A 19690-nucleotide genomic window follows, 5' to 3' on the forward strand; every position below is an offset into this window, starting at 1 on the left:
ATTCCCTGGGCAGCTCTAGTTTTGCTGCGCAACGGTCAGCAGATACTTGCCGTAGTCATTCTTGCGGAATACCTCGGCACGGCGCATCAGATCATCTGCCGTGATCCAGCCCAGCAAAAATGCAATCTCATCCGGGCAACCGACCTGAAGCCCCTGACGCCCGGTCAGCGTGCGGACAAAGTTGCCCGCGTCCAGCAGGCTTTCATGGGTGCCGGTGTCCAGCCAGGCGTAGCCCCGGCCCATCTGTTCGACCTGCAGGCTGCCCTCTGCCAGATACATCAGCAACAGATCGACAATCTCCAGCTCGCCCCGCGCCGAGGGTTTGATCTGCCGCGCGAACTCGGGCGCGCGGCCATCCAGAAAGTACAGGCCCGTCACCGCATAGTTTGACGGCGGCGCGGTCGGTTTCTCGATGATCTCCTGCACCTTGCCGGTGCTGTCAAAGCCGACCACGCCATAGCGCTCGGGGTCGGTGACGCGGTAGCCGAACACCGTGCCGCCGGTGGTGCGGCTGTCGGCGGCTTTCAGCAATTCGGGCAGGCCGTGGCCAAAAAAGATGTTGTCGCCCAAGACCATGGCCGATGGCGCGCCATCAAGGAAATCTTCGGCCAGCAGATAGGCCTGCGCCAATCCGTCAGGGGAGGGCTGCACGATCCACTCAAAGCGCACGCCCCATTGCGACCCGTCGCCCATCAGGCGCTGAAACTGCGGCTGATCGTCGGGGGTGGTGACAATCGCAATCTCGCGGATGCCCGCCAGCATGAGGGCCGACAGCGGGTAATAGATCATCGGTTTGTCATAGATCGGCAGCAGCTGCTTTGACACGCCCATGGTGATCGGCCAGAGCCGGGTGCCGGAGCCGCCTGCCAGAATGATGCCTTTGCGCTGTGTCATGCCAATACCTTCAGTTCACTAAGAGCGTCCCGCAGACCTGCGCGCCAGTCTGGCCGCGCAAGTCCGAAGGTTGCTTCGTTTGTGGTGCAATCGAGACGCGAATTCAGCGGGCGCCGGGCCGGGGTCGGGTAATCGGCGGTGGGGATGTCCACAACCGCGACCTTGCGTCCGGAAAGATCAAAGATCGCGCGGGCAAACCCGGCCCAGCTGGTGTCGGGCGCGCCCGAGAAATGGTAGCTGCCCGACAGGGCAGGGTCGTCACGCAGCCGGTCCGCGATGGTCAGGCAGGCCTGCGCAATCGCCGCCGCCGGCGTCGGGCCGCCCACCTGATCGCCCACCACGGTCAGCCGGTCGCGGGTTTCGGACAGGCGCAGCATGGTTTTGACGAAATTGCTGCCATCGGGCGAAAACACCCACGAGGTGCGCAAGATGCCATGCGTCGCCCCAGTCGCGCGCAGCCGCGCCTCGCCCTCGGCCTTGGTGCGGCCATAAGCGCCAAGCGGGGCCACGGGGTCTGTCGGCAGAAATGCAGAGTCCCCAGCGCCGTCAAAGACATAATCGGTAGAGATATGGACCAGCGGCACACTCGCCTCGGCGCAGGCCCGCGCCATCGCTTCGGGGGCGAGGGCGTTGACCAGATGCGCGGTGGCCTCGTCGGTTTCGGCCTTGTCGACCGCCGTGTAGGCGGCGGCATTGATCACCGCGTCAGGACGGGCCGCCAGAATCGCGCGGGTGCAGGCGGCGGGGTCGGTCAGATCGGCCTGATCCCGGCCCAGAAACACCGCATCGGGCGCGAGCCGCTCCAAGGCGCGGGCCACCTGCCCGGTTTGTCCGAAGACCAGCAGTTTCATGACCTGGATCCCAGCCGCTGGCCCACGCCCTGACGGTCGAGCAGCGGACGCCACCAGCTTTCATTGTCGAGATACCAGCGCACCGTCAGGCGCAGCCCCTCTTCGACCGTGACCGAAGGCGACCAGCCCAGTTCTTCGCGCATCCGGGTCGGGTCGATGGCGTAGCGCGCATCATGGCCGGGGCGGTCGGTGACATAGGTGATCAGCCGATCATGCGGCGCGCCGTCCGGGCGCATTTCGTCAAGCAACGCGCAGATCGTGCGCACCAGATCAATGTTGCGCCGCTCATTCTCGCCGCCGATGGCATAGCTGCGCCCCGGCTGGCCCTTTTCCAGCGCCAGCAGCAGCGCGGTGGCATGGTCCTCGACATAGAGCCAGTCGCGCACATTCTCACCCTTGCCATAGACCGGGATCGGGCGGCCATGCAGCGCGTTCAGGATCACGACCGGGATCAGCTTTTCCGGAAAATGAAACGGCCCGTAATTGTTGGAGCAATTGGTCAGCACCACCGGCAAGCCATAGGTCTCGTGCCAGGCGCGCACCAGATGATCACTGGCGGCCTTTGACGCGGAATAGGGGCTGCGCGGGTCATAGGGCGTGGATTCGTTGAACTGGCCGGTCGGGCCAAGGCTGCCGAACACCTCATCGGTAGAGATGTGGTGAAAGCGGAAGCCATCCGGCCGCCCCTGCGCCTGCCAATAGGCGCGGGCGGCCTCCAGCAGGTTGAAGGTGCCGGTGATATTGGTGTCGATGAAATCGCCCGGCCCGTCGATCGAGCGGTCGACATGGCTCTCCGCCGCCAGATGCATCACCGCATCCGGAGCATGGATGCTGAAAATGCGGGTCAGGGCTTCGCGGTCACGGATATCCGCGTGCTCAAAGGCATAGAGCGGCGAGTCGGCGACCGAAGCCACGTTTTCCGGATTGGCGGCATAGGTCAGCGCGTCAAGATTGACGACATGGTGACCGTGCGCCACCGCCTGACGGACCACTGCCGAGCCGATGAACCCGGCCCCGCCGGTGACGAGAATTTTCATGGTGTCGTTCCTGTATCGAAGGGCGTGTCGAACGCGGCGAAGGGCTGGGCCGCGCGGTCCTTGTCGGACAAGACCGGCTGCGCGACGGGCAGGGGCCAGTCGATGCCGCAGCTGTCCCACAGCACCGCGCCGTCACAATCGGGCGCGTAGACATCGGTGCATTTGTATTGCACCTCGGTATCGGCAACCAGCGTGACAAAGCCGTGCAGAAAGCCCTTTGGCACCAGCAGTTGCTGGCCATTCTCTGCGGTCAGCTCGGCCCCGGTCCAGTGCCCATAGGTCGCAGAGCCCCGGCGGATATCCACGGCCACGTCAAAGATCGCGCCCCGTGTGCAGCGCACCAGCTTGTCCTGCGCGTGGGGGGGCTTTTGAAAATGCAGGCCGCGCAGGGTGCCCGGTTCGGCGGAAAATGAATGGTTGTCCTGCACAAAGGCAAAATCCAGACCGGCAGCCGCCATCCGTTCCGCATTCCAGCTTTCGCTGAACCAGCCCCGGGCATCGCCAAAACGCCGGGGCGTCAGCAGCATGACACCGGGCAGCGACGTTGGTTTTATGTCAAGCATCCGGGCTACCGTCCTACTGCATCATAGGCCACAAACCCGGCGTCGAGCACTGCGGCACGTTCATAGATATTCCGAAAATCCGCCATGCGGGCCACACGCATTGCACCGGACAGGCGGCTCAGGTCAAGGGCGCGGAATTCATTCCATTCGGTCAGCAGCATGACCAGATCCGCGCCTTCGGCGGCGGCATAGGCATCGGCGAACCATTCGACGCTGGGCAGCAGATGCTCGCCCTCGCGCCGGCCTTGCGGGTCAACCACATGCACCTTTGCCCCCGCGCCGATCATGGCGGGTACGATGGTCAGCGACGGTGCTTCGCGCATGTCGTCGGTGTTGGGCTTAAAGGTCACGCCAAGCACGGCCACGGTCTTGCCGTTGAACGAGCCGCCGCACAGCTCCTGCGCTTTGTCAATCATCCGGCGCTTGACCTCGGCGTTCACCGTGATCACGGTTTCGGTGATCCGCTGCGGCACCCCATGTTCCTGGCCGATCCGGGCAAGGGCCTGGGTATCCTTGGGAAAGCACGATCCGCCATAGCCGGGGCCTGCGTGTAAAAACTTGTTGCCGATGCGCCCGTCCAGACCCATGCCCTTGGACACGGCTTTCACATCCGCGCCCACCCGTTCGCACAGAGCGGCGATTTCGTTGATAAAGCTGATCTTGACCGCCAGAAAGCCATTGGCGGCGTATTTGATCATCTCGGCGCTTTCCAGATCGGTGAAAACGATCGGAAAATCGCGCAGAAACAGGGGGCGGTACATATCCGACATCAACTGCCGGGCGCGGTCACTGTCCAGCCCGATCACCACCCGGTCAGGGCGCATGAAATCGTCAATCGCGGCACCTTCGCGCAGAAACTCGGGGTTGGAGGCCACGTCAAACTCGGCGTCGGGCCGGGTATGCCGGATCACTTCGGCAACCTTGCGGTTGGTGCCGACTGGCACCGTGGATTTGGTCACCACCACAGCATAGCCAGTCAGCGCATTGGCAATCTCTGCGGCAGCGGCCATCACATAGGTCAGATCGGCATGCCCATCCCCGCGCCGGGTCGGCGTGCCGACCGCGATGAACACCGCATCGGCGCCAGCAACCGCCTGTTGCAGATCGGTGGTGAACTGGAGCCGCCCCGCTTCGACATTGCGCTGCAGCAGGGTGTCGAGGCCCGGTTCATAGATCGGAATGATTCCGGCCTGTAGCTGGGCGATTTTATCGGCTGATTTGTCGACGCAAATAACGTCATGGCCAAAATCTGAAAAACAAACTCCCGAAACCAGACCGACATAGCCGGTTCCAATCATTGCGACCTTCATATGTCCCTCCGTGAACAACGGCCCATGGCCCGCTTGTCCAGTATCACACTTGTTAAGATCCGGTGCGGATCACTGCCAATGTCTGGGGTGGTATCCCCGATGCCGCGGCAAAAAAAGGCTGAAAGTGCGGCAATCTGCACCTGTGAGGCAGGAAATGGTCATAAAGGCGCATTCCCGCTGAATGACACAGAGCGTTGGGAAGCGGTGCCGCAACGGGAGGCAGGGCCAGAGGTCAGCGGATCAGCCGGCCCCAGAGGTCATATTCCCCGGCCTCGTCAACCTTGACCGTGACGATATCGCCGGGAACCAGCGCCTGATACCCCTCGTCGATGAACAGGTTGCCGTCGATCTCGGGCGCATCGGCCATGGTGCGGCAGGTGGCGCCGTCGCCATCCACCTCATCGACGATGACTTGCAGGGTGCGGCCCACCTTGGCGGCAAGTTTCGCCTCGGAAATGCCTCGGGCCTTTTCCATGAACCGGTCCCAGCGATCCTGCTTTTCATCAGCGGGCACGTGACCCGGCAGGTCGTTGCTGCGCGCGCCTGCGACGTTTTCGTATTGAAAACAGCCGACGCGGTCCAGCTGCGCCTCATCCAGCCAGTCAAGCAGGGTCTGGAATTCGGCTTCCGTCTCGCCGGGGTAGCCGACGATAAAGGTCGAGCGCAGGGTGATGTCGGGGCAGGCGGCGCGCCAGGCGGCGATTTCATCCAGCGTCTTTGCCGCCGCAGCCGGGCGCGCCATCCGGCGCAGGGTGTCGGGGTGGGCGTGCTGAAACGGGATGTCCAGATAGGGCAGGATCAGCCCCTCGGCCATCAGCGGGATCAGGTCACGCACATGCGGGTAGGGGTAGACGTAATGCAGCCGGACCCAGGCCCCCAGCTTGCCCATTTCGCGCGCCAGATCGGTGATGTGCGCCCGTACCTCGCCGCCTTTCCAGGGCGACAGGTCATGCTTGCGGTCGACGCCGTAGGCGCTGGTGTCTTGGCTGATCACCAGCAGCTCGCGCACCCCCGCCTCGACCAGCTTTTCTGCTTCGCGCAGCACCGCATGGGCGGGGCGGCTGACCAGACGGCCGCGCATGTCGGGGATGATGCAGAACTTGCATTTGTGATTGCAGCCTTCCGAGATTTTCAGATAGCTGTAATGCCGGGGAGTCAGGCTGACACTTCGCGCGGGCAACAGGTCGATGAACGGATCGGGCGACGGCGGCACCGCGCCGTGCACGGCATCCAGAACCGCCTCGTATTGATGGGGACCCGTCACAGCCAGCACCTTTGGGTGCGCGCCGGTGATATACTCGGGCTCCGCGCCCAGACAACCGGTCACAATCACCCGGCCATTCTCAGCCAGAGCCTCGCCGATGGCATCAAGGCTTTCGGCCTTGGCAGAGTCGAGGAAACCGCAGGTGTTGACGATCACCGCATCCGCGCCCTTGTAATCGGGGCTGATCGCATAACCTTCGGCCCGCAGGCGGGTCAGAATCCGTTCGGAATCGACCAGCGCCTTGGGACAGCCAAGGCTGACCATGCCAATGGTCGGCTGCCCGGGGCGGGGGACCTCGGAAAAGGTGGCGCGCGGGGCCAGATCAGGGCGGAGGTTGGGTGGATTTTGCGACATGGCGCGGTCTATACCTGTGTTTTCCGCAGGCGGATAGGGGGTAAGACCCGCCTCAGGCGCCTCCCACCCGCCCACCCCGGCGCCCTCGGCGGGTCTTTTGGGATTCGATCTGCCGGTGTCGCCGCGTGGGGTGGGTGTCGGATGCGCGCCGCGCGGGAGTATTTGGGAAAGCTGCAATTGCAAGGGGCTTGCGGTTTTGGACCGGGCGCGGAAGGGTGTGGGCAAAAGGGGAGGGGTGAGGATGCAGGAGATGGAACGGCCTTTGGTGCTGTGCTGCCCGTTGCCGAGGACGTTGGAGCTGATTTTCACGCCGCAGCGGCTGGCAGAGCTGCGGGCGCGCTACCGGCTGGTGGAGACCACTGACGAAGCCCTGCCGGGGCTGGATGATGCGGTGCTGGAGCAGGCGCGCTATATCATCGGGCAACCGCCCTTGGCTGAGGCGACGCTGGCGCGGTTGAGTGCATTGCGCTGCATCTTCAATGTGGAATCCAACCTGATCAACAACATGCCTTATGATCAGGTGTTTGCGCGCGGCATCCATGTGGTGACGACGGGGGCGGTGTTTGCCGGGCCGGTGGCCGAGATTGGGCTCGGATTTGCACTGTCGCTCTTGCGCAATATTCACGGCGCCGATGCCGATTTCCGCGTCGGGCGCGAGGCCTGGGGCGGGGCGGGCAATACGCAGGCGCGGCTGTTGACCGGGGCAGAGGTCGGGATCATCGGCTTTGGCGATCTGGGGCGGGCCATGGCGCGCGTGTTGCAGGGCTTTCGCCCCCGGCTGCGCATTCATGACCCCTGGCTGCCAGAGGCGCGGATTGTGGAGGCCAGGGCGGAGCCGGCCACGCTGGAGGCAGTGATGACGCAATCGGATGTGGTGTTTGTCACCGCTGCGGTGACCTCGGAGAACCGGGGCTTTCTGGGAACGGAGGCCTTTGCCGCGATGCGCCCGGGTGCTGCGTTTATCTTGCTGAGCCGGGCGGATGTGGTGGATTTTCCGGCGCTGATGGCGGCGGTGGCCTCGGGTCATATTGTTGCGGCCTCGGATGTGTATCCCGACGAACCGCTGGCGCCGGATCATCCGGTGCGCGGCCTGCCGGGGTTTTTGCTGTCGGCGCATCGGGCCGGGGCGCTGGATGTGGCGTTTCAGCGAATGGGCGAAATGGTCTGGCAGGATATGGCACTGCTCGACAAGGGCCTGCCTCCCAACCTGTGCAAGCGGGCCGAGCGCGAGACGGTGGCGCGGATGCGCTCGCGGCCCGTGAATGTGAACTGACCCGATCGGCGGCGCCCCGCCGATGCGGTGACGCGCGTCGGCGGGGCTGTGCTGATGCGTTGCGGGCCGGGCGCATTGCGGCGTAGAATCGGGAAAACCCCGTGGGGAAGGCAGTCATCATGCGTTGGTTGATCCGTTCTGTTCTGGCCTTGTCTTTGCTGGTGTTTCTGGCGGTGGCGGCGGTGTTCATGATCCCGTCGGAGCGGATCGCTGCCCTTGCCGCCGAGCGCTTTGCCGAAGTGACCGGGCGCAGGCTGGTGATCGAAGGCTCGGTCCGGCCCAGTTTCTTTCCCACGCTGGGCGTGCAGACCGGGCCGGTTTCGGTGTCGAATGCCGATTGGGGCCTTGAGGGCGACATGCTGCGCGCCGAGGGGCTGAGCATCACGCTGGATCTGGCGGCGCTGATGGGCGGCGAGGTCAGGATCACCGGGATTTCGGCACAAGGCCCGCAGTTGGTGCTGGAACGGGCGCGGGACGGGCGTGAAAACTGGGTGTTCGGCGGGCAGGACGGTGGCAGCGCCGAGGCCGGGATGGCGGGCGAGGGCACGCCGTTCACGCTGGATCTGGCCGAGGTGTCAGACGGGCGTTTTACCTTTGTCGATCACGGCGCGGGCAGCCGGGTTGTGCTGCGCGCGGTCAACGGTGAGGCCCGCATTCCGGCGTTTCTGGGCGCGGCAGATTTCACTTTTGACGCAATCATGAACGAACAGCCGTTTGAAACCCGGCTCAACGTTGCAGAATTCGCACCTTTTCTGGAGGGCAGGCTTGTCGGCGTCGATCTGGCGCTGACAGCGGGCGAGGCTGATCTGCGCTTTGCCGGACAGGCGGGGTGGAACCCGCTGGCGGCTGAGGGCGACCTGGTGGCAAACCTTGCCGACCTGTCGGCCATCTCCGCGTTGGCGGGGATGGCAAAGCCTGATTTGCCGCAGGGCTTGGGCGCGCAAAAGGTGGAGGCGACGGGGCAGCTGACCCTGACCGACGCGCTGTCGCTGCACCTACGCGGCGGGGCGCTGACGCTGGATGACAACCGGCTGACGCTGGATGCTGACCTGACCACGGCGGGCGTGCGTCCGAACCTGTCAGCGCAGGTGCAGGCCGGGGCGCTGTCGCTGGCGGCGGCGATGAGCGGGTCGGGTGGCGAGATCGGCGGCGGCGCGCGCGGTGGCACGCAGGCCGATGGCTGGCCGACCGCGCCGATTGATGTCTCTGCTCTGGGGCTGATGGATGCGTCGGTTGCACTGACGGCGGACAGTGTCGATCTGGGCGTGGCAAAGTTTGGCACCACGCGGGTGGTGACCACGATTGACCGGGCGCGGGCGGTGTTTGATCTGCGCCAGATTGCCGCCTATCAGGGCACGGTCAGCGGGCAGTTCGTGGTCAATGGTCGCAACGGGCTGTCGGTGGGCGGCGATCTGGTGCTGTCGGGGCTGGCGATGCAGTCTTTGCTGATGGATCTGGGCGGCTATGACCGGCTGATCGGAACCGGCGATCTGGCGCTGAAATTCCTGGGCGTCGGCAATTCGGTCGATGCGATCATGCGCAGCTTTTCCGGCTCTGGCAATCTGCGCCTTGGCAAGGGCGAGTTGCGCGGGCTGGATATTGCCGGAATGTTGCGCACGCTGGATGCGGGCTTTGTCGGCGAAGGGCAGAAGACGATTTTCGAGGCGGTGACGGCGGGCTTTACCATCGACGGCGGCGTGCTCCGCAACAGTGATCTGGCGTTTCAGGCGCCCTATGTGACCGCAACCGGCAATGGCGAGGTCAACCTTGGCGCGCGCACGCTGGATTACCGGCTGCGCCCGGTGGCTCTGGCGGCGGTCGATGGGACTGGCGGGGTGATGGTGCCGTTGCTGATCACCGGCAGCTGGGCCAGTCCGCGGTTTCGCCTCGATCTGGAGGCCTTGGCGCGGGAGCGGTTTGAGGAACAGGCCAAGGAGGCGGAGGCGCGGGCCAAGGCCGAGCTGGAGCGCAAGGCCGAGCAGGAACTGGGCATCATTCGGCAGGAGGGCGAAAGTCTGGAAGACGCCGCCCGCCGCCGGGCGCAAGAGGCGATTGACGCCGAAGCCGGGCGGTTGCTGGAGCGGCTGCTGGGCGGCGGAAACTGAAGCAGGCGGCCCTGCGGCCGCCTGCCGTATCCCCCAAAGGGCTTAGTTGACTTCTGACGACGGGCGCGGCGTCTCTGCCGTCTCGGCGGGCAGCACTGGCAAGGTGACGCCCGGCAATGTGCCGGTCAGACTGTCCAGAAACGCCACCAGTTGCGCGGTTTCCTTTGGTGCGAGTTGTTCGCCCAGCTGGCTTTCGGCCATGACCTCGACCGCAACCGCCAGATCCCAGACCTTGCCGGAGTGGAAATAGGGTGCCGTCAGAGCGACGTTGCGCAGTGGCGAGGCGCGGAACACATATTCGTCATCCACGGTTTCGGTGACGGCAAAACGGCCCTTGTCCCCCGGCGGCAGAATCTCGGCGCCGGGTTTTTCGATCAGGCCAAAGGGATAGTAGCCATGGCCGCCGACGTTGACGCCCGAATGGCAGGATGAACAGCCCTTGTCCATGAACAGGGTCAGACCGGCCTTGGCATCATCGCTCATCGCGTTGTCGTCGCCGTTCAGCCAGGAATCGAACGGGGCGGGCGTGATCAGCGTGGCCTCGAACGCCTCGATCGCCTTGGCCATGTTGTCAAAGGTCACAGGATCGGGTTCAGCCGGAAAGGCGGCGGTGAACCAGGTCACGTATTGCGGCATGGATTTGAGTGTAACCTCGACCTGCTCGGGCGTGTTCGCCATCTCGACCCCGGCCTGAATCGGGCCTTTTGCCTGTGCGGCAAGGTCGTCGGCGCGGCCATCCCAGAACTGCGCCTCGTTGAGGACCGCGTTCAGCACGGTGGGCGAGTTGCGCGGTCCCTTTTGCCAGCCATGGCCGACGCTGGTTTCCATGTTGTCATCGCCGCCGGTCGCAAGATTGTGGCAGGACGCACAGGAAAACACCCCCGACGCCGAGAGGCGGGGATCAAAGAACAGCGCTTTGCCAAGCTCGATCTTCTCGGGCGTGACCGGGTTGTCCTTGACCGCCGGGATGGTCGAGGGCAGGGGTTTGAATTCATCCGCCGCGCGGTCGCGCAGCGCATCTGCCATGACCGGCCCGGCAAGGGCCGAGGTCATCAGAGCAAGGATCAGGGTTCGTTTCATGCCATATCTCCGTATGTCATAAGGTTGCTCCCGAAACCTTAGAACGATTCCAAACACGCGTCCGTGATCTGGATCAATTCTAAATCAATCATGCTGGCTGTGTGTTCTGGGACCGGAAAACGCGCGCCGCCAGGCGGGTGCTGGTCCGCGCGCGATCCGGCGGATCAGCGCGGCGTCAGGTCTGACGGGCTGTCAGGATCATAGGCAAGGCCAAAGCGGACGCCGTTCAGCGTATGGGTGCAGCAGGCGCAGCCTGGGCGCAGGTTTGCAGGCGACAGCTCTGGATCAACCAGAGCCAGACGGTTGGCGTCATCCACGAACAACCCGCTGAAATAGCTGCTTTCTCCGGTTGCAAAGAGGCGGCGGCGCTCGTCTTGCGTCCGCGCGACCATCCAGAACACCGGCTCTTCGCGGTCCAGCCGCGATACGGCTTCGGCATGCACGGCGGGCCAGTCCTGCCCGACCCTGGACAGCAGAAAGCGAAACAACGGGGTATAGTCAAACGCCCCCAGACGCCCGCTCTTGCGCATTTTGCCACGGGTCACGCCATCGGCTTCGGCGGTCTTTTCGGCCTTGGTGTGGCGCTCCCAGCGGTAGTCACCGCCGCCGGGATGCCGGACACCGCGCGCCAGCGTGTTGACCTTGCGGTAAAGCGGTTCTTTCTGTCCGCCCCGCCCCATGATCAGCGGCGGCGGTCGCGCCGCGCGCTCATCGGCTGGAATGCAACGCCAACATGCGCTTCGCAATAGGGTTTGCCGGGCAGGCTGGGCAGACCGCAGAACCAGAAATCCTCGGTCGCGGGGTCGCCGATCGGCCATTTGCAGGTGCGCTCGGTCAGTTCCATCAGCGTCAGGCGCTTGGCGTGCTTTTCGACCTCACGCACCGAAGCCAGTGCCTCGGGGCTGATCTCATTGGCCGACGGCTGCGGTGGCAGCGGCTGACCGGCGGGGATGATCGCCTTGCGCACCGGCAGCGGCGTCACATTCGACGGCGCTGCGGGGGCCGCTGCGGCGGGCCGCTCCGGCGCTGCCGGACGCGGGGCTGCCGCAACCGGCTCGGGGAGCGGCTCTGGCGCGCGTGGCGCCACAGGCTCTGGCTTGGCAGTCACGACCGGGGCTTCGTCCTCGGCCTCATCCTTGCCGCCGCCGACACGGTTCGACAGGCCCAGACGATGGACCTTGCCGATCACCGCATTGCGCGTGACACCGCCCAGTTCCTTGGCGATCTGGCTGGCCGACTGGCCTTCGGCCCACATCTTCTTGAGCGTTTCAACCCGCTCATCCGTCCAGGACATGGTGATCTCCGCTATTGGGCTGGGATAAGGACTTCGCCGCGCATTCTAACCGCGACGGCACGGGATACAAGCAGGCAGGCCGAAGATCAAGCGCCGCCCGTCGAATCCGCGTGCCGGAGTCCGGTTTGCCGCCAGTTTTCCGTTTACAGAACCGGAATCTTGGCCTATTGCAGCCCAATGACCCAACGGCACGCCCTTATCCGACGTCCCCGACGCTTCTGAGCGACAGGTTACGCATGGCCCGGCGCACAGGGCCACCCCCAGACATTGACAGCCCCGCATTGACACTCCCCGCGGGCACCCGCTACGCCTTGGCTTTCTCCTGTGTGCAAGCAGGGACAGTCCGTGCGCCGGTCCCGCCAGCTTCCGAAAGGCATGTGCCATGATTTCCGCCGTTCTGCCCACCTATAACCGCGCCCCCCTTGCCTTTGTGTCGGGGGAGGGCAGCTGGCTCACGTCCGAGGACGGCAGCCGATACCTCGATCTGGGGGCCGGCATCGCCGTCAACGCTCTGGGCCATGCCCATCCGGCACTCGTAGGGACGCTGACCGCGCAGGCGCAAAAGCTGTGGCATGTGTCCAACATCTACCGCATCCCGGAACAGGAGCAGCTGGCCGAGATGCTGGTGGACCTGACCTTTGCCGACACGGTGTTCTTTACCAACTCAGGCACCGAGGCGGCCGAGCTGGCCATCAAGATGGCGCGCAAGCACCACTATGACGCGGGCCACCCCGAACGCACGCAGATCATCGCCTTTGAAGGCGCATTCCACGGCCGCTCTACCGGCGCGATTGCGGCGGCCGGGTCGGAAAAGATGGTCAAGGGCTACGGTCCGCTGATGCCGGGCTTTACCCAGCTGAAATGGGGCGATCACGATGCCATCCGCGCGGCGGTCACCGACCAGACCTGCGCCGTGATCATCGAGCCGATTCAGGGCGAGGGCGGTATCCGCGTGGTGCCCGATCAATGCCTGAAGGGCTTGCGCGATCTGTGCGACAGCACCGGGACGCTTCTGATCTTTGACGAGGTTCAATGTGGCATGGGCCGCACCGGTAAACTTTTCGCCCATGAATGGGCCGGGGTCACGCCCGATATCATGATGGTCGCCAAGGGCATCGGCGGCGGCTTTCCGCTGGGCGCGGTGCTGGCCACCGAACGGGCCGCTTCCGGCATGGTCGCGGGCACCCATGGCTCCACCTATGGCGGCAATCCGCTGGGTTGCGCCATCGGGGCTGCGGTCACCGGAATTGTCTCCGAGCCCGCGTTCCTTGATGCCGTCAGCCAGAAGTCCGCGCAGTTCCGGCAGGGGCTCGAAGGGCTGGTCGCCAGCCATCCGAAGGTGTTTGCCGCAGTGCGTGGTCAGGGCCTGATCCTGGGTCTGAAATGCGTGGTGCCCAATACCGATGTGGTCAAGGCCGGCTACGGCCGCCACATCCTGACCGTCGCCGCCGCCGACAATGTGCTGCGCCTGCTGCCTGCCCTCAACATCCCCGAGGCGGACATCGCCGAGGCGCTCTCCCGCCTCGATGCAACCGCCACCGATCTGGAAGCCGCTCTCTGATCCGCTTGCACCTTTGATAAATACTCTCGGGGGTCCGGGGGCAGACAGCCCCCGGCGCTTGCCGCCAAAGAAAACGAAATGACATGAAACACTTTCTCGATATCCACACCACCGACGCCGCCGATCTCAGATCCATGATCGACTCGGGCCTTGCGATGAAATCCGCCCGGCTGGGCCGCCCGCGTGGCGCGCCTGATGATGATCAGCCGCTGGCCGGTCACATGGTCGCGCTGATCTTTGAGAAGCCCTCCACCCGGACCCGCGTGTCGTTTGATGTCGGCGTGCGTCAGATGGGCGGGCAGACCATGGTGCTGTCGGGCAAGGAAATGCAGCTGGGCCATGGCGAGACCATTGCCGACACCGCCCGGGTGCTGTCGCGCTATGTTGATCTGATCATGATCCGCACCTTCGAGGAGGCGACGCTGCAGGAGATGGCCGAACACGCCACCGTGCCGGTGATCAACGGTCTGACCAACCGCACGCATCCGTGCCAGATCATGGCCGATGTGATGACTTATGAAGAGCATCGCGGCCCGATTGCGGGCAAAAAGGTGGTCTGGGCTGGCGACGGCAACAATGTCTGCGCGTCTTTCCTGCATGCTGCCGGGCAGTTCGGCTTTGATTTCACCTTCACCGGGCCAGAGACGCTGGACCCGGAGCAGAAGTTTGTGCAATTCGCCCGCGCCAAGGGGTCGGATGTGCTGATCGAGCGCGATCCGCACACGGCGGTGATCGGGGCCGATCTGGTGGTGACCGATACCTGGGTCAGCATGCACGACCCCGAGTCGGCGAAAGAGCGGCGTCACAACCAGCTGCGCGGCTATCAGGTCAACGAGGCGCTGATGGCAGGCGCGAAACCGGACAGCCTGTTCATGCATTGCCTGCCCGCGCATCGCAATGACGAGGCGACCAGCGCCGTGATGGACGGCCCGCATTCGGTGATCTTTGACGAAGCGGAAAACCGGCTGCACGCACAAAAGGCGATCATGCGCTGGTGTCTGGGCAAGTAGGCCTTTTGTGGGTGAGGCGGGGTGAACCCCGCCCTACCCATAACCCCCGATACCCCATGGCACACCGCACCATGGTCTTGCCGTAGGGCGGGGTTCACCCCGCCATATGGTGCGGCAAAGGCGGGGTGAACCCCGCCCTACGGCGGGTGCGCAGGCGCGCCCGTGTCAGCCCATCTGGTGTTTCAGGATGACGGGGATGATCAGATCCTCCTCATCCTCCAGATGCCGGATCAGCTGACGCTCGAACGGGGCAAGGCTGGCGTGAAAGGCGAGGGCCGCCTCGCGCGGATCATTGGCTTGCAACGCATCGTTGGCCGAGGCGACAAAGCCATCAAGCAAAGCGTCCAGCGCGTGATGGTCGCGGTCCAAGAGCTCGAACCCGCGCGCAAGGCGCGGCTCCAGCTCCTGCATCGCCGGAAAATAGCTGGCATCTTCAACCTGATGATGGCCGATCAGCCCCTGCACCAGCTGTTCGCCGCCGCGCAGCAACCGGCCTTGCCAGCGTTGCGGGTCGATCCGGCCGCCGCTCATATGTTCGGCATCCAGCCGCAGGCCCGACATAAGGTCGCGAAAGCCCAGATGACGGTCGAGCCAGAACGCAGACAGTCCTTCGAACCCGGGCACATCTGACCAACCCGCGCGGGGCCAGTCGGCCAGCAGGGTGACAAGGTCGGGCGGCAGGCGGTCGCGGCTGGCAAGATCATCGGTCATGCCCCTCACATATCCCATCCGCGCGTGGCTTCAACCACCCTTGACGCCTTGGCGCCATGCGCAGATCACTTGCATCAACACCGAATTGGCATCAGCACAAAAGGACTTACCCCATGCATCACCGCTCGATCGCCGTCTATGATCGCTTCCTCGCCAACCTGTCGCGCATTCTGACCAAGGCCGAGGCGCATTGCACCGAACATGCCATCAAGCCCGAGGCGATGCTGACCTTCCGGCTGTTCCCCGACATGTTCCCCTTTGTCCGTCAGGTGCAGCTGGCCTGCGATTTCGCCGCCCGCGCCGCCGCTCGTCTGGCGGGAGAGGAGCCGAAGGGCTTTCCCGACACCGAGACCAGCTTTGCCGAGTTGCAGGCGCGGATCGAGGCGGCGCGCGGATACATGGCCGGGTTTGACGCCACCCGCTATGACGGGGCGGAAAGCCGCAAGATCACGCTGAAAATGCGTGGCCAGGACGTGACCATGACGGGCGAGAATTTCCTGAACCTGTATTCCCTGCCGCAGTTTCACTTTCACCTGACCACCGCCTATAACATCCTGCGTCACAATGGGGTGGCCTTGGGCAAGGGCGATTACATGGGCGGCTGACAGGTCATTCCGCGGGGCGTGGGGGAGCGTGTGGCACCGCCTGCACCTCATCCGCGCCCGCTGTGCGCCCTGCCAGCAGGGCCACCACGATCAGCAGCAGCGACAGCACGGCATAGGTGACGCGGAAGCCGATTGCCTCGGCGACGAAACCGATGCTGGCCGGGGCCACCAGAATGCCGGCGTAGCCCACCATGGTCACCGCCGCGATTGCTGTGCCCGAGGCGACACCGGGATAGTTCCCGGCGGCGGAAAACATGATCGGCACCATATTGGCGACGCCAAGGCCGGTGATAAAGAACGCCGCAATCGCCAGCGTATCATTGGGGGCAAGCGCTGCCAGCATCATCCCCGCCGCCGCCAGCAGGCCCGACACCCGCAGGGTGACGACCGCGCCAAAGCGGTTGCGCAGGGAATCTCCCGCAAACCGCATCAGCGCCATGGCCCCGGCAAAGAAGGCAAAGCCAAGGCCCGAGCGGAACACATCCGACCCCATATCCTTTTGCAGATAGAGCGCCGCCCAATCCAGCACCGCGCCTTCGGGCACCATCGAAAACAGGGCCATCGCACCCAGCAGCCACAACCCGGCCTCGCGCGGCAGCAGGGCGGTTTTTCCGACTGTACCTGTCGTGACCACCGGCACAGGGCCTTCGCCGCGCAGGAATGGCATCACCGCAAGCACCACCGCCGCCGTGATTGCGGCCACCAGTGCTGCCTGTATTTCGGCCCCCCAGTGTGAGATCACCCAGGCCCCGGCGAAGCCACCGACAAAGCCGCCAAGGCTCCAGAATCCGTGGCTGGATGACATGATCGCCCGGCCAAGGCGACGTTCCACCTCGACCGCGTTGGCGTTCATCGCCACATCCATGCAGCCGATCAGGGCACCAAGGATGGCCATGGCAGGCACCAGCAGCGCAAGGGATGGTGCAAACACCACGATGGGAAGCACCGCCGCCGACGACAGCGCAAAGACGCGCAGCACCGCGACGGAGCCGAAGCGCGCGATCAGGCGGCCGGTGAACAGCATGGCCCCCACAGCACCGAGGCCGAGCACAAGGATCAGGATGCCAAGGGTAAATTCGGTGATCTGATGCCGTGGCAGCAGCAGCGGGATCTGCGGGGCCCAGGCCCCCATGACAAAGCCCGCAGCGGCGAACATCGCCGCCACCGCCCAGCGGGCGCGTCTTGCCTCGGTCATGGTCATACCCGGTCTCCTTTTTGTGCGTCCTTGCGTAGACCGGGCGCGGAGAGGGGAAAAGCCCCCCTGGCTTCACAGATTATGTCAGCGCTAACGGAGGTGTGGCGCGCGCAAGCCGCGCGCAAAAGAAAACGGCGAACCGGGGGAGGACCGGTTCGCCGCAAAACCTGTTGGCGCAGGGAGGAGGAGAGCGCCTTCAGGAGGCTGGTGTCAGGCCGTAACCCGTTGACGGATCACGATTTCTGACGTGTTCATTTGCCGTAGGCGGCTTCGTGTGCAATATCTTCGATCGACACGCGGGCGACATTGATGTCGGCCAGATCGCGGTCGGACATTGCCGACAATTCGTTCAGGGTTTGCAGATAGACCGCGCGACGTTCGCGGGCCACATTCCACTTGGCCAGAACATCGCCCATCCATCCGCCGACCTGAAAGCCAGCAACCGTTTGCGTGTTCGTATAAGCCATGATCGTATCCTCTTCATCATCTTCGGATCGGACAAGGCGGCCCATCCGCCCTTTCCGTTGACTGTAAGATGGGGCAAATGCTGCAGGTGCACAATCCTGCGATTGGCCAAAGCCGATATGCGCGGACTGCATGGCTTATGCGGTGGCTCTTCAGGAAACAGTCATGTTTTGCCATATTAAAGCCATAGTCAGCGCTCGCTGACCCGCTTTCCGGTGCGTCACCCCGCGTTTGCGCCGTGTCCGGCTGCGGTGTCAGGCCCGGCCCAGCAGGCCCAGCATCTGTACCGCCGCCGCCTCTGGCGACAGCTCACCCGCCTCAACCCGCGCACCCAATGCCGCCATCGAGCCTTTGGCCGGTTCGCGGTCCAGCACCGCCAGCAGGCCGCGCCGCACCTCTTCGCCGAACCAGTGCCGGGCCTGATGGGCGCGGCGGCTGTCCCAGTGGCCGTGCGCGCGCCGCCAGTCGGCCAGCGCCTGCATGTCGGCCCAGGCCTCGGCCAGCCCGTCGTTTTCCACCGCCGACACACAGACCGCTTTGGGAAACCCTTCGGGGTCTTGCGCGCGGCGGCGCAAGAGGTGCAGCGCGCCGGCATAATCGGCGCGGGTGCGCATGGCGGCTGGTTTCAGATCGCCATCGGCCTTGTTGACCAGAATCATGTCGGCCATTTCCATGATGCCGCGCTTGACGCCCTGCAACTCGTCGCCGCCTGCGGGGGCAAGGAGCAGGATGAACAGATCGCAGATCTCGGCCACCACGGTTTCCGACTGGCCCACGCCGACGGTTTCCACCAGCACCACATCGAAGCCCGCCGCCTCGCACAGCGCCGCCGCCTCACGCGAGCGGCGGGCGACGCCGCCCATCTGCGCCTGACTGGGCGAGGGGCGGATGAAGGCGGCGGGTTCGCGGCTGAGCCGTTCCATCCGGGTCTTGTCGCCCAGAATCGAGCCGCCCGACCGGGCCGAGGACGGGTCCACCGCCAGCACCGCGACCCGCAGGCCCTGTGCGACCAGCATCATGCCGAACGCCTCGATAAAGGTGGATTTGCCCACCCCCGGCGTGCCCGACAGCCCGATCCGCAGCGCCTGCCGCCCCGCCGCGCGGGCGTTTGCGACCAGCTCCACCGCTTCCAGCCGGTGATCGGCGCGCGCGCTTTCCACCCGGGTGATCGCCCGCGCCAGGGCTCTGCGGTCGCCGGCGATCACGGCTTTGGCCAGTTCGGTCATCTGCATGCGTGCATCCATCTGTCACAACTGCTTGATATCGGTGTGCCATCCGGCACTTTCCCGCCGGTTGATGATCAACAGGCCCACCTTTTGCTCTGTCATGCCCTATAGTTTGCCATGATGCCAGTCTGAGCCGCCCGTCCGGCCAATTCCCCAAGGAGCCTTTGATGTTGCCTCGTTGTGTTGTCGCCGGACTTGCCGCGCTGTCTTTGTCCACGCCGCTTTTGGCGCAAGAGTCGAACGTGGCGCGCTATACGGTGTCTGTCAGCGGCCTGACGGCGGGAAAGGTGACGCTTGCGGCCCAGCATGAAGGCGCGCGCTATGTGATCAGCTCGAATTCCGCCTCTGCCGGGCTGGCCGGGGTGTTCCGTTCGTTCACCTTGGCCTCGCGCACGCAGGGCACCGAACGCAACGGGCGTCTTATCCCGCAGCGCTATTCGGCGGATGCCAAGGGCGCGCGGCAAGGGCGCGGTGCGGAACTGGCGTTTGATGGCGGGGTGGCCACGGTGGTCCGGGCCGATCCGCCCGAACCGGATGCCCCGGTGGTGGACCCTGCGCGGCACAAGGGTGTGGTTGATCCGCTGACCGGCCTCTATTCGGTGCTGCGCGACACCACGCCCGCGACGGCTTGCCGGGTTGATGTGAAGATGTTCGACGGCCACCGCGTCAACAGCGTCACGCTGTCGTCGCCACAGGCCGATGGTGAGGGGCTGACCTGCCGGGGCCTCTATCGCCGGATCGACGGCTATCCGGCCAGGGAACTGGCCAAGAAACCCGAGACAGCCTTTACCGTCACCTATCGCCCGGCCGAAGGCGGCGTGTTGCGGGTCACCGAAGTGTCGGTGGACAGCGCCTTTGGCCTCGCGCGGATGGTCCGTGACGACTGATCCGG

General features: G+C 64.8%; 19 protein-coding genes. 6 read left to right on the forward strand and 13 right to left on the reverse strand.

Features of this window, described 5'->3' with window-relative positions; all coding sequences use genetic code 11:
* Positions 1-15: 15 nt before the first annotated feature.
* The 6 genes from rfbA to rimO form a co-directional block, all read right to left on the reverse strand.
* Positions 16-894: a glucose-1-phosphate thymidylyltransferase RfbA gene (gene rfbA, locus J2X53_RS02555; protein ID WP_349035900.1), complete on the reverse strand. Its 879-nt coding sequence runs from the start codon at positions 892-894 to the stop codon at positions 16-18.
* A complete protein-coding gene (gene rfbD / locus J2X53_RS02560; RefSeq protein ID WP_349035901.1) occupies positions 891-1745 on the reverse strand; it encodes a dTDP-4-dehydrorhamnose reductase in 855 nt (284 codons plus the stop codon). Before rfbD ends, rfbA begins: the two co-directional genes overlap by 4 nt.
* Positions 1742-2782, reverse strand: coding sequence for a dTDP-glucose 4,6-dehydratase (gene rfbB, locus J2X53_RS02565; RefSeq protein WP_349035902.1), 1041 nt, complete (start codon positions 2780-2782; stop codon positions 1742-1744). The genes rfbD and rfbB overlap by 4 nt, the downstream gene beginning before the upstream one ends.
* Positions 2779-3345, reverse strand: coding sequence for a dTDP-4-dehydrorhamnose 3,5-epimerase (gene rfbC, locus J2X53_RS02570; protein WP_349035903.1), 567 nt, complete (start codon positions 3343-3345; stop codon positions 2779-2781). Before rfbC ends, rfbB begins: the two co-directional genes overlap by 4 nt.
* A 5-nt stretch (positions 3346-3350) precedes the next feature.
* The gene (locus tag J2X53_RS02575; RefSeq protein ID WP_349035904.1) at positions 3351-4655 is read right to left on the reverse strand and encodes a UDP-glucose/GDP-mannose dehydrogenase family protein; all 1305 of its coding nucleotides are present in this window, start codon (positions 4653-4655) and stop codon (positions 3351-3353) included.
* 232 nt (positions 4656-4887) lie between these two features.
* Positions 4888-6273, reverse strand: a complete 1386-nt coding sequence (gene rimO / locus J2X53_RS02580; RefSeq protein WP_349035905.1) for a 30S ribosomal protein S12 methylthiotransferase RimO — start codon at positions 6271-6273, stop codon at positions 4888-4890.
* A gap of 250 nt (positions 6274-6523) precedes the next feature.
* Between rimO and J2X53_RS02585 the strand changes: the two genes are divergently transcribed.
* Both J2X53_RS02585 and J2X53_RS02590 read left to right on the forward strand, forming a co-directional pair.
* A complete protein-coding gene (locus tag J2X53_RS02585) occupies positions 6524-7546 on the forward strand; it encodes a hydroxyacid dehydrogenase (protein ID WP_349035906.1) in 1023 nt (340 codons plus the stop codon).
* A 119-nt stretch (positions 7547-7665) separates the two neighbouring features.
* The gene (locus J2X53_RS02590; protein ID WP_349035907.1) at positions 7666-9651 is read left to right on the forward strand and encodes an AsmA family protein; all 1986 of its coding nucleotides are present in this window, start codon (positions 7666-7668) and stop codon (positions 9649-9651) included.
* Positions 9652-9693: 42 nt separating this feature from the next.
* Here J2X53_RS02590 and J2X53_RS02595 read toward each other — a convergent pair whose 3' ends face one another.
* The 3 genes from J2X53_RS02595 to J2X53_RS02605 all read right to left on the reverse strand — a co-directional run bounded on the left by J2X53_RS02595 (position 9694) and on the right by J2X53_RS02605 (position 12025).
* On the reverse strand, positions 9694-10731 hold the full coding sequence (locus tag J2X53_RS02595; protein WP_349035908.1) for a cytochrome-c peroxidase: 1038 nt from the start codon (positions 10729-10731) through the stop codon (positions 9694-9696).
* A 164-nt stretch (positions 10732-10895) separates the two neighbouring features.
* On the reverse strand, positions 10896-11411 hold the full coding sequence (locus J2X53_RS02600; protein WP_349035909.1) for a hypothetical protein: 516 nt from the start codon (positions 11409-11411) through the stop codon (positions 10896-10898).
* A 2-nt stretch (positions 11412-11413) separates the two neighbouring features.
* A complete protein-coding gene (locus J2X53_RS02605; protein ID WP_349035910.1) occupies positions 11414-12025 on the reverse strand; it encodes a GcrA family cell cycle regulator in 612 nt (203 codons plus the stop codon).
* A 382-nt stretch (positions 12026-12407) separates the two neighbouring features.
* Between J2X53_RS02605 and J2X53_RS02610 the strand changes: the two genes are divergently transcribed.
* Positions 12408-13586 (forward strand): aspartate aminotransferase family protein, encoded by a 1179-nt coding sequence (locus J2X53_RS02610; protein WP_349035911.1) that lies wholly within the window; start codon positions 12408-12410, stop codon positions 13584-13586.
* A gap of 83 nt (positions 13587-13669) precedes the next feature.
* On the forward strand, positions 13670-14596 hold the full coding sequence (argF, locus tag J2X53_RS02615; protein ID WP_349035912.1) for an ornithine carbamoyltransferase: 927 nt from the start codon (positions 13670-13672) through the stop codon (positions 14594-14596).
* Positions 14597-14761: 165 nt separating this feature from the next.
* Here argF and J2X53_RS02620 read toward each other — a convergent pair whose 3' ends face one another.
* The gene (locus J2X53_RS02620) at positions 14762-15307 is read right to left on the reverse strand and encodes a hemerythrin domain-containing protein (RefSeq protein WP_349035913.1); all 546 of its coding nucleotides are present in this window, start codon (positions 15305-15307) and stop codon (positions 14762-14764) included.
* Between the two features lie 113 nt (positions 15308-15420).
* Here J2X53_RS02620 and J2X53_RS02625 point away from each other — a divergent pair, with 113 nt between their 5' ends.
* Positions 15421-15912 carry a DUF1993 domain-containing protein gene (locus J2X53_RS02625; RefSeq protein WP_349035914.1) on the forward strand — a complete coding sequence of 164 codons (492 nt, stop codon included), beginning with the start codon at positions 15421-15423 and terminating at the stop codon, positions 15910-15912.
* A gap of 4 nt (positions 15913-15916) precedes the next feature.
* Here J2X53_RS02625 and J2X53_RS02630 read toward each other — a convergent pair whose 3' ends face one another.
* The 3 genes from J2X53_RS02630 to meaB all read right to left on the reverse strand — a co-directional run bounded on the left by J2X53_RS02630 (position 15917) and on the right by meaB (position 18804).
* Positions 15917-17113 carry an MFS transporter gene (locus tag J2X53_RS02630; RefSeq protein ID WP_349035915.1) on the reverse strand — a complete coding sequence of 399 codons (1197 nt, stop codon included), beginning with the start codon at positions 17111-17113 and terminating at the stop codon, positions 15917-15919.
* A 245-nt stretch (positions 17114-17358) separates the two neighbouring features.
* A complete protein-coding gene (locus J2X53_RS02635; protein ID WP_118156032.1) occupies positions 17359-17574 on the reverse strand; it encodes a DUF1127 domain-containing protein in 216 nt (71 codons plus the stop codon).
* A 252-nt stretch (positions 17575-17826) separates the two neighbouring features.
* Positions 17827-18804, reverse strand: coding sequence for a methylmalonyl Co-A mutase-associated GTPase MeaB (gene meaB / locus J2X53_RS02640; protein WP_349035916.1), 978 nt, complete (start codon positions 18802-18804; stop codon positions 17827-17829).
* A 161-nt stretch (positions 18805-18965) separates the two neighbouring features.
* On the opposite strand from meaB, the gene J2X53_RS02645 reads away from it, so the two are divergent.
* Positions 18966-19685 (forward strand): DUF3108 domain-containing protein, encoded by a 720-nt coding sequence (locus J2X53_RS02645; RefSeq protein WP_349035917.1) that lies wholly within the window; start codon positions 18966-18968, stop codon positions 19683-19685.
* The last annotated feature ends 5 nt before the right edge of the window (positions 19686-19690 follow it).

It is taken from the genome of Pseudotabrizicola sp. 4114, assembly GCF_031457365.1.
Taxonomy (GTDB): Bacteria; Pseudomonadota; Alphaproteobacteria; order Rhodobacterales; family Rhodobacteraceae; genus Pseudotabrizicola.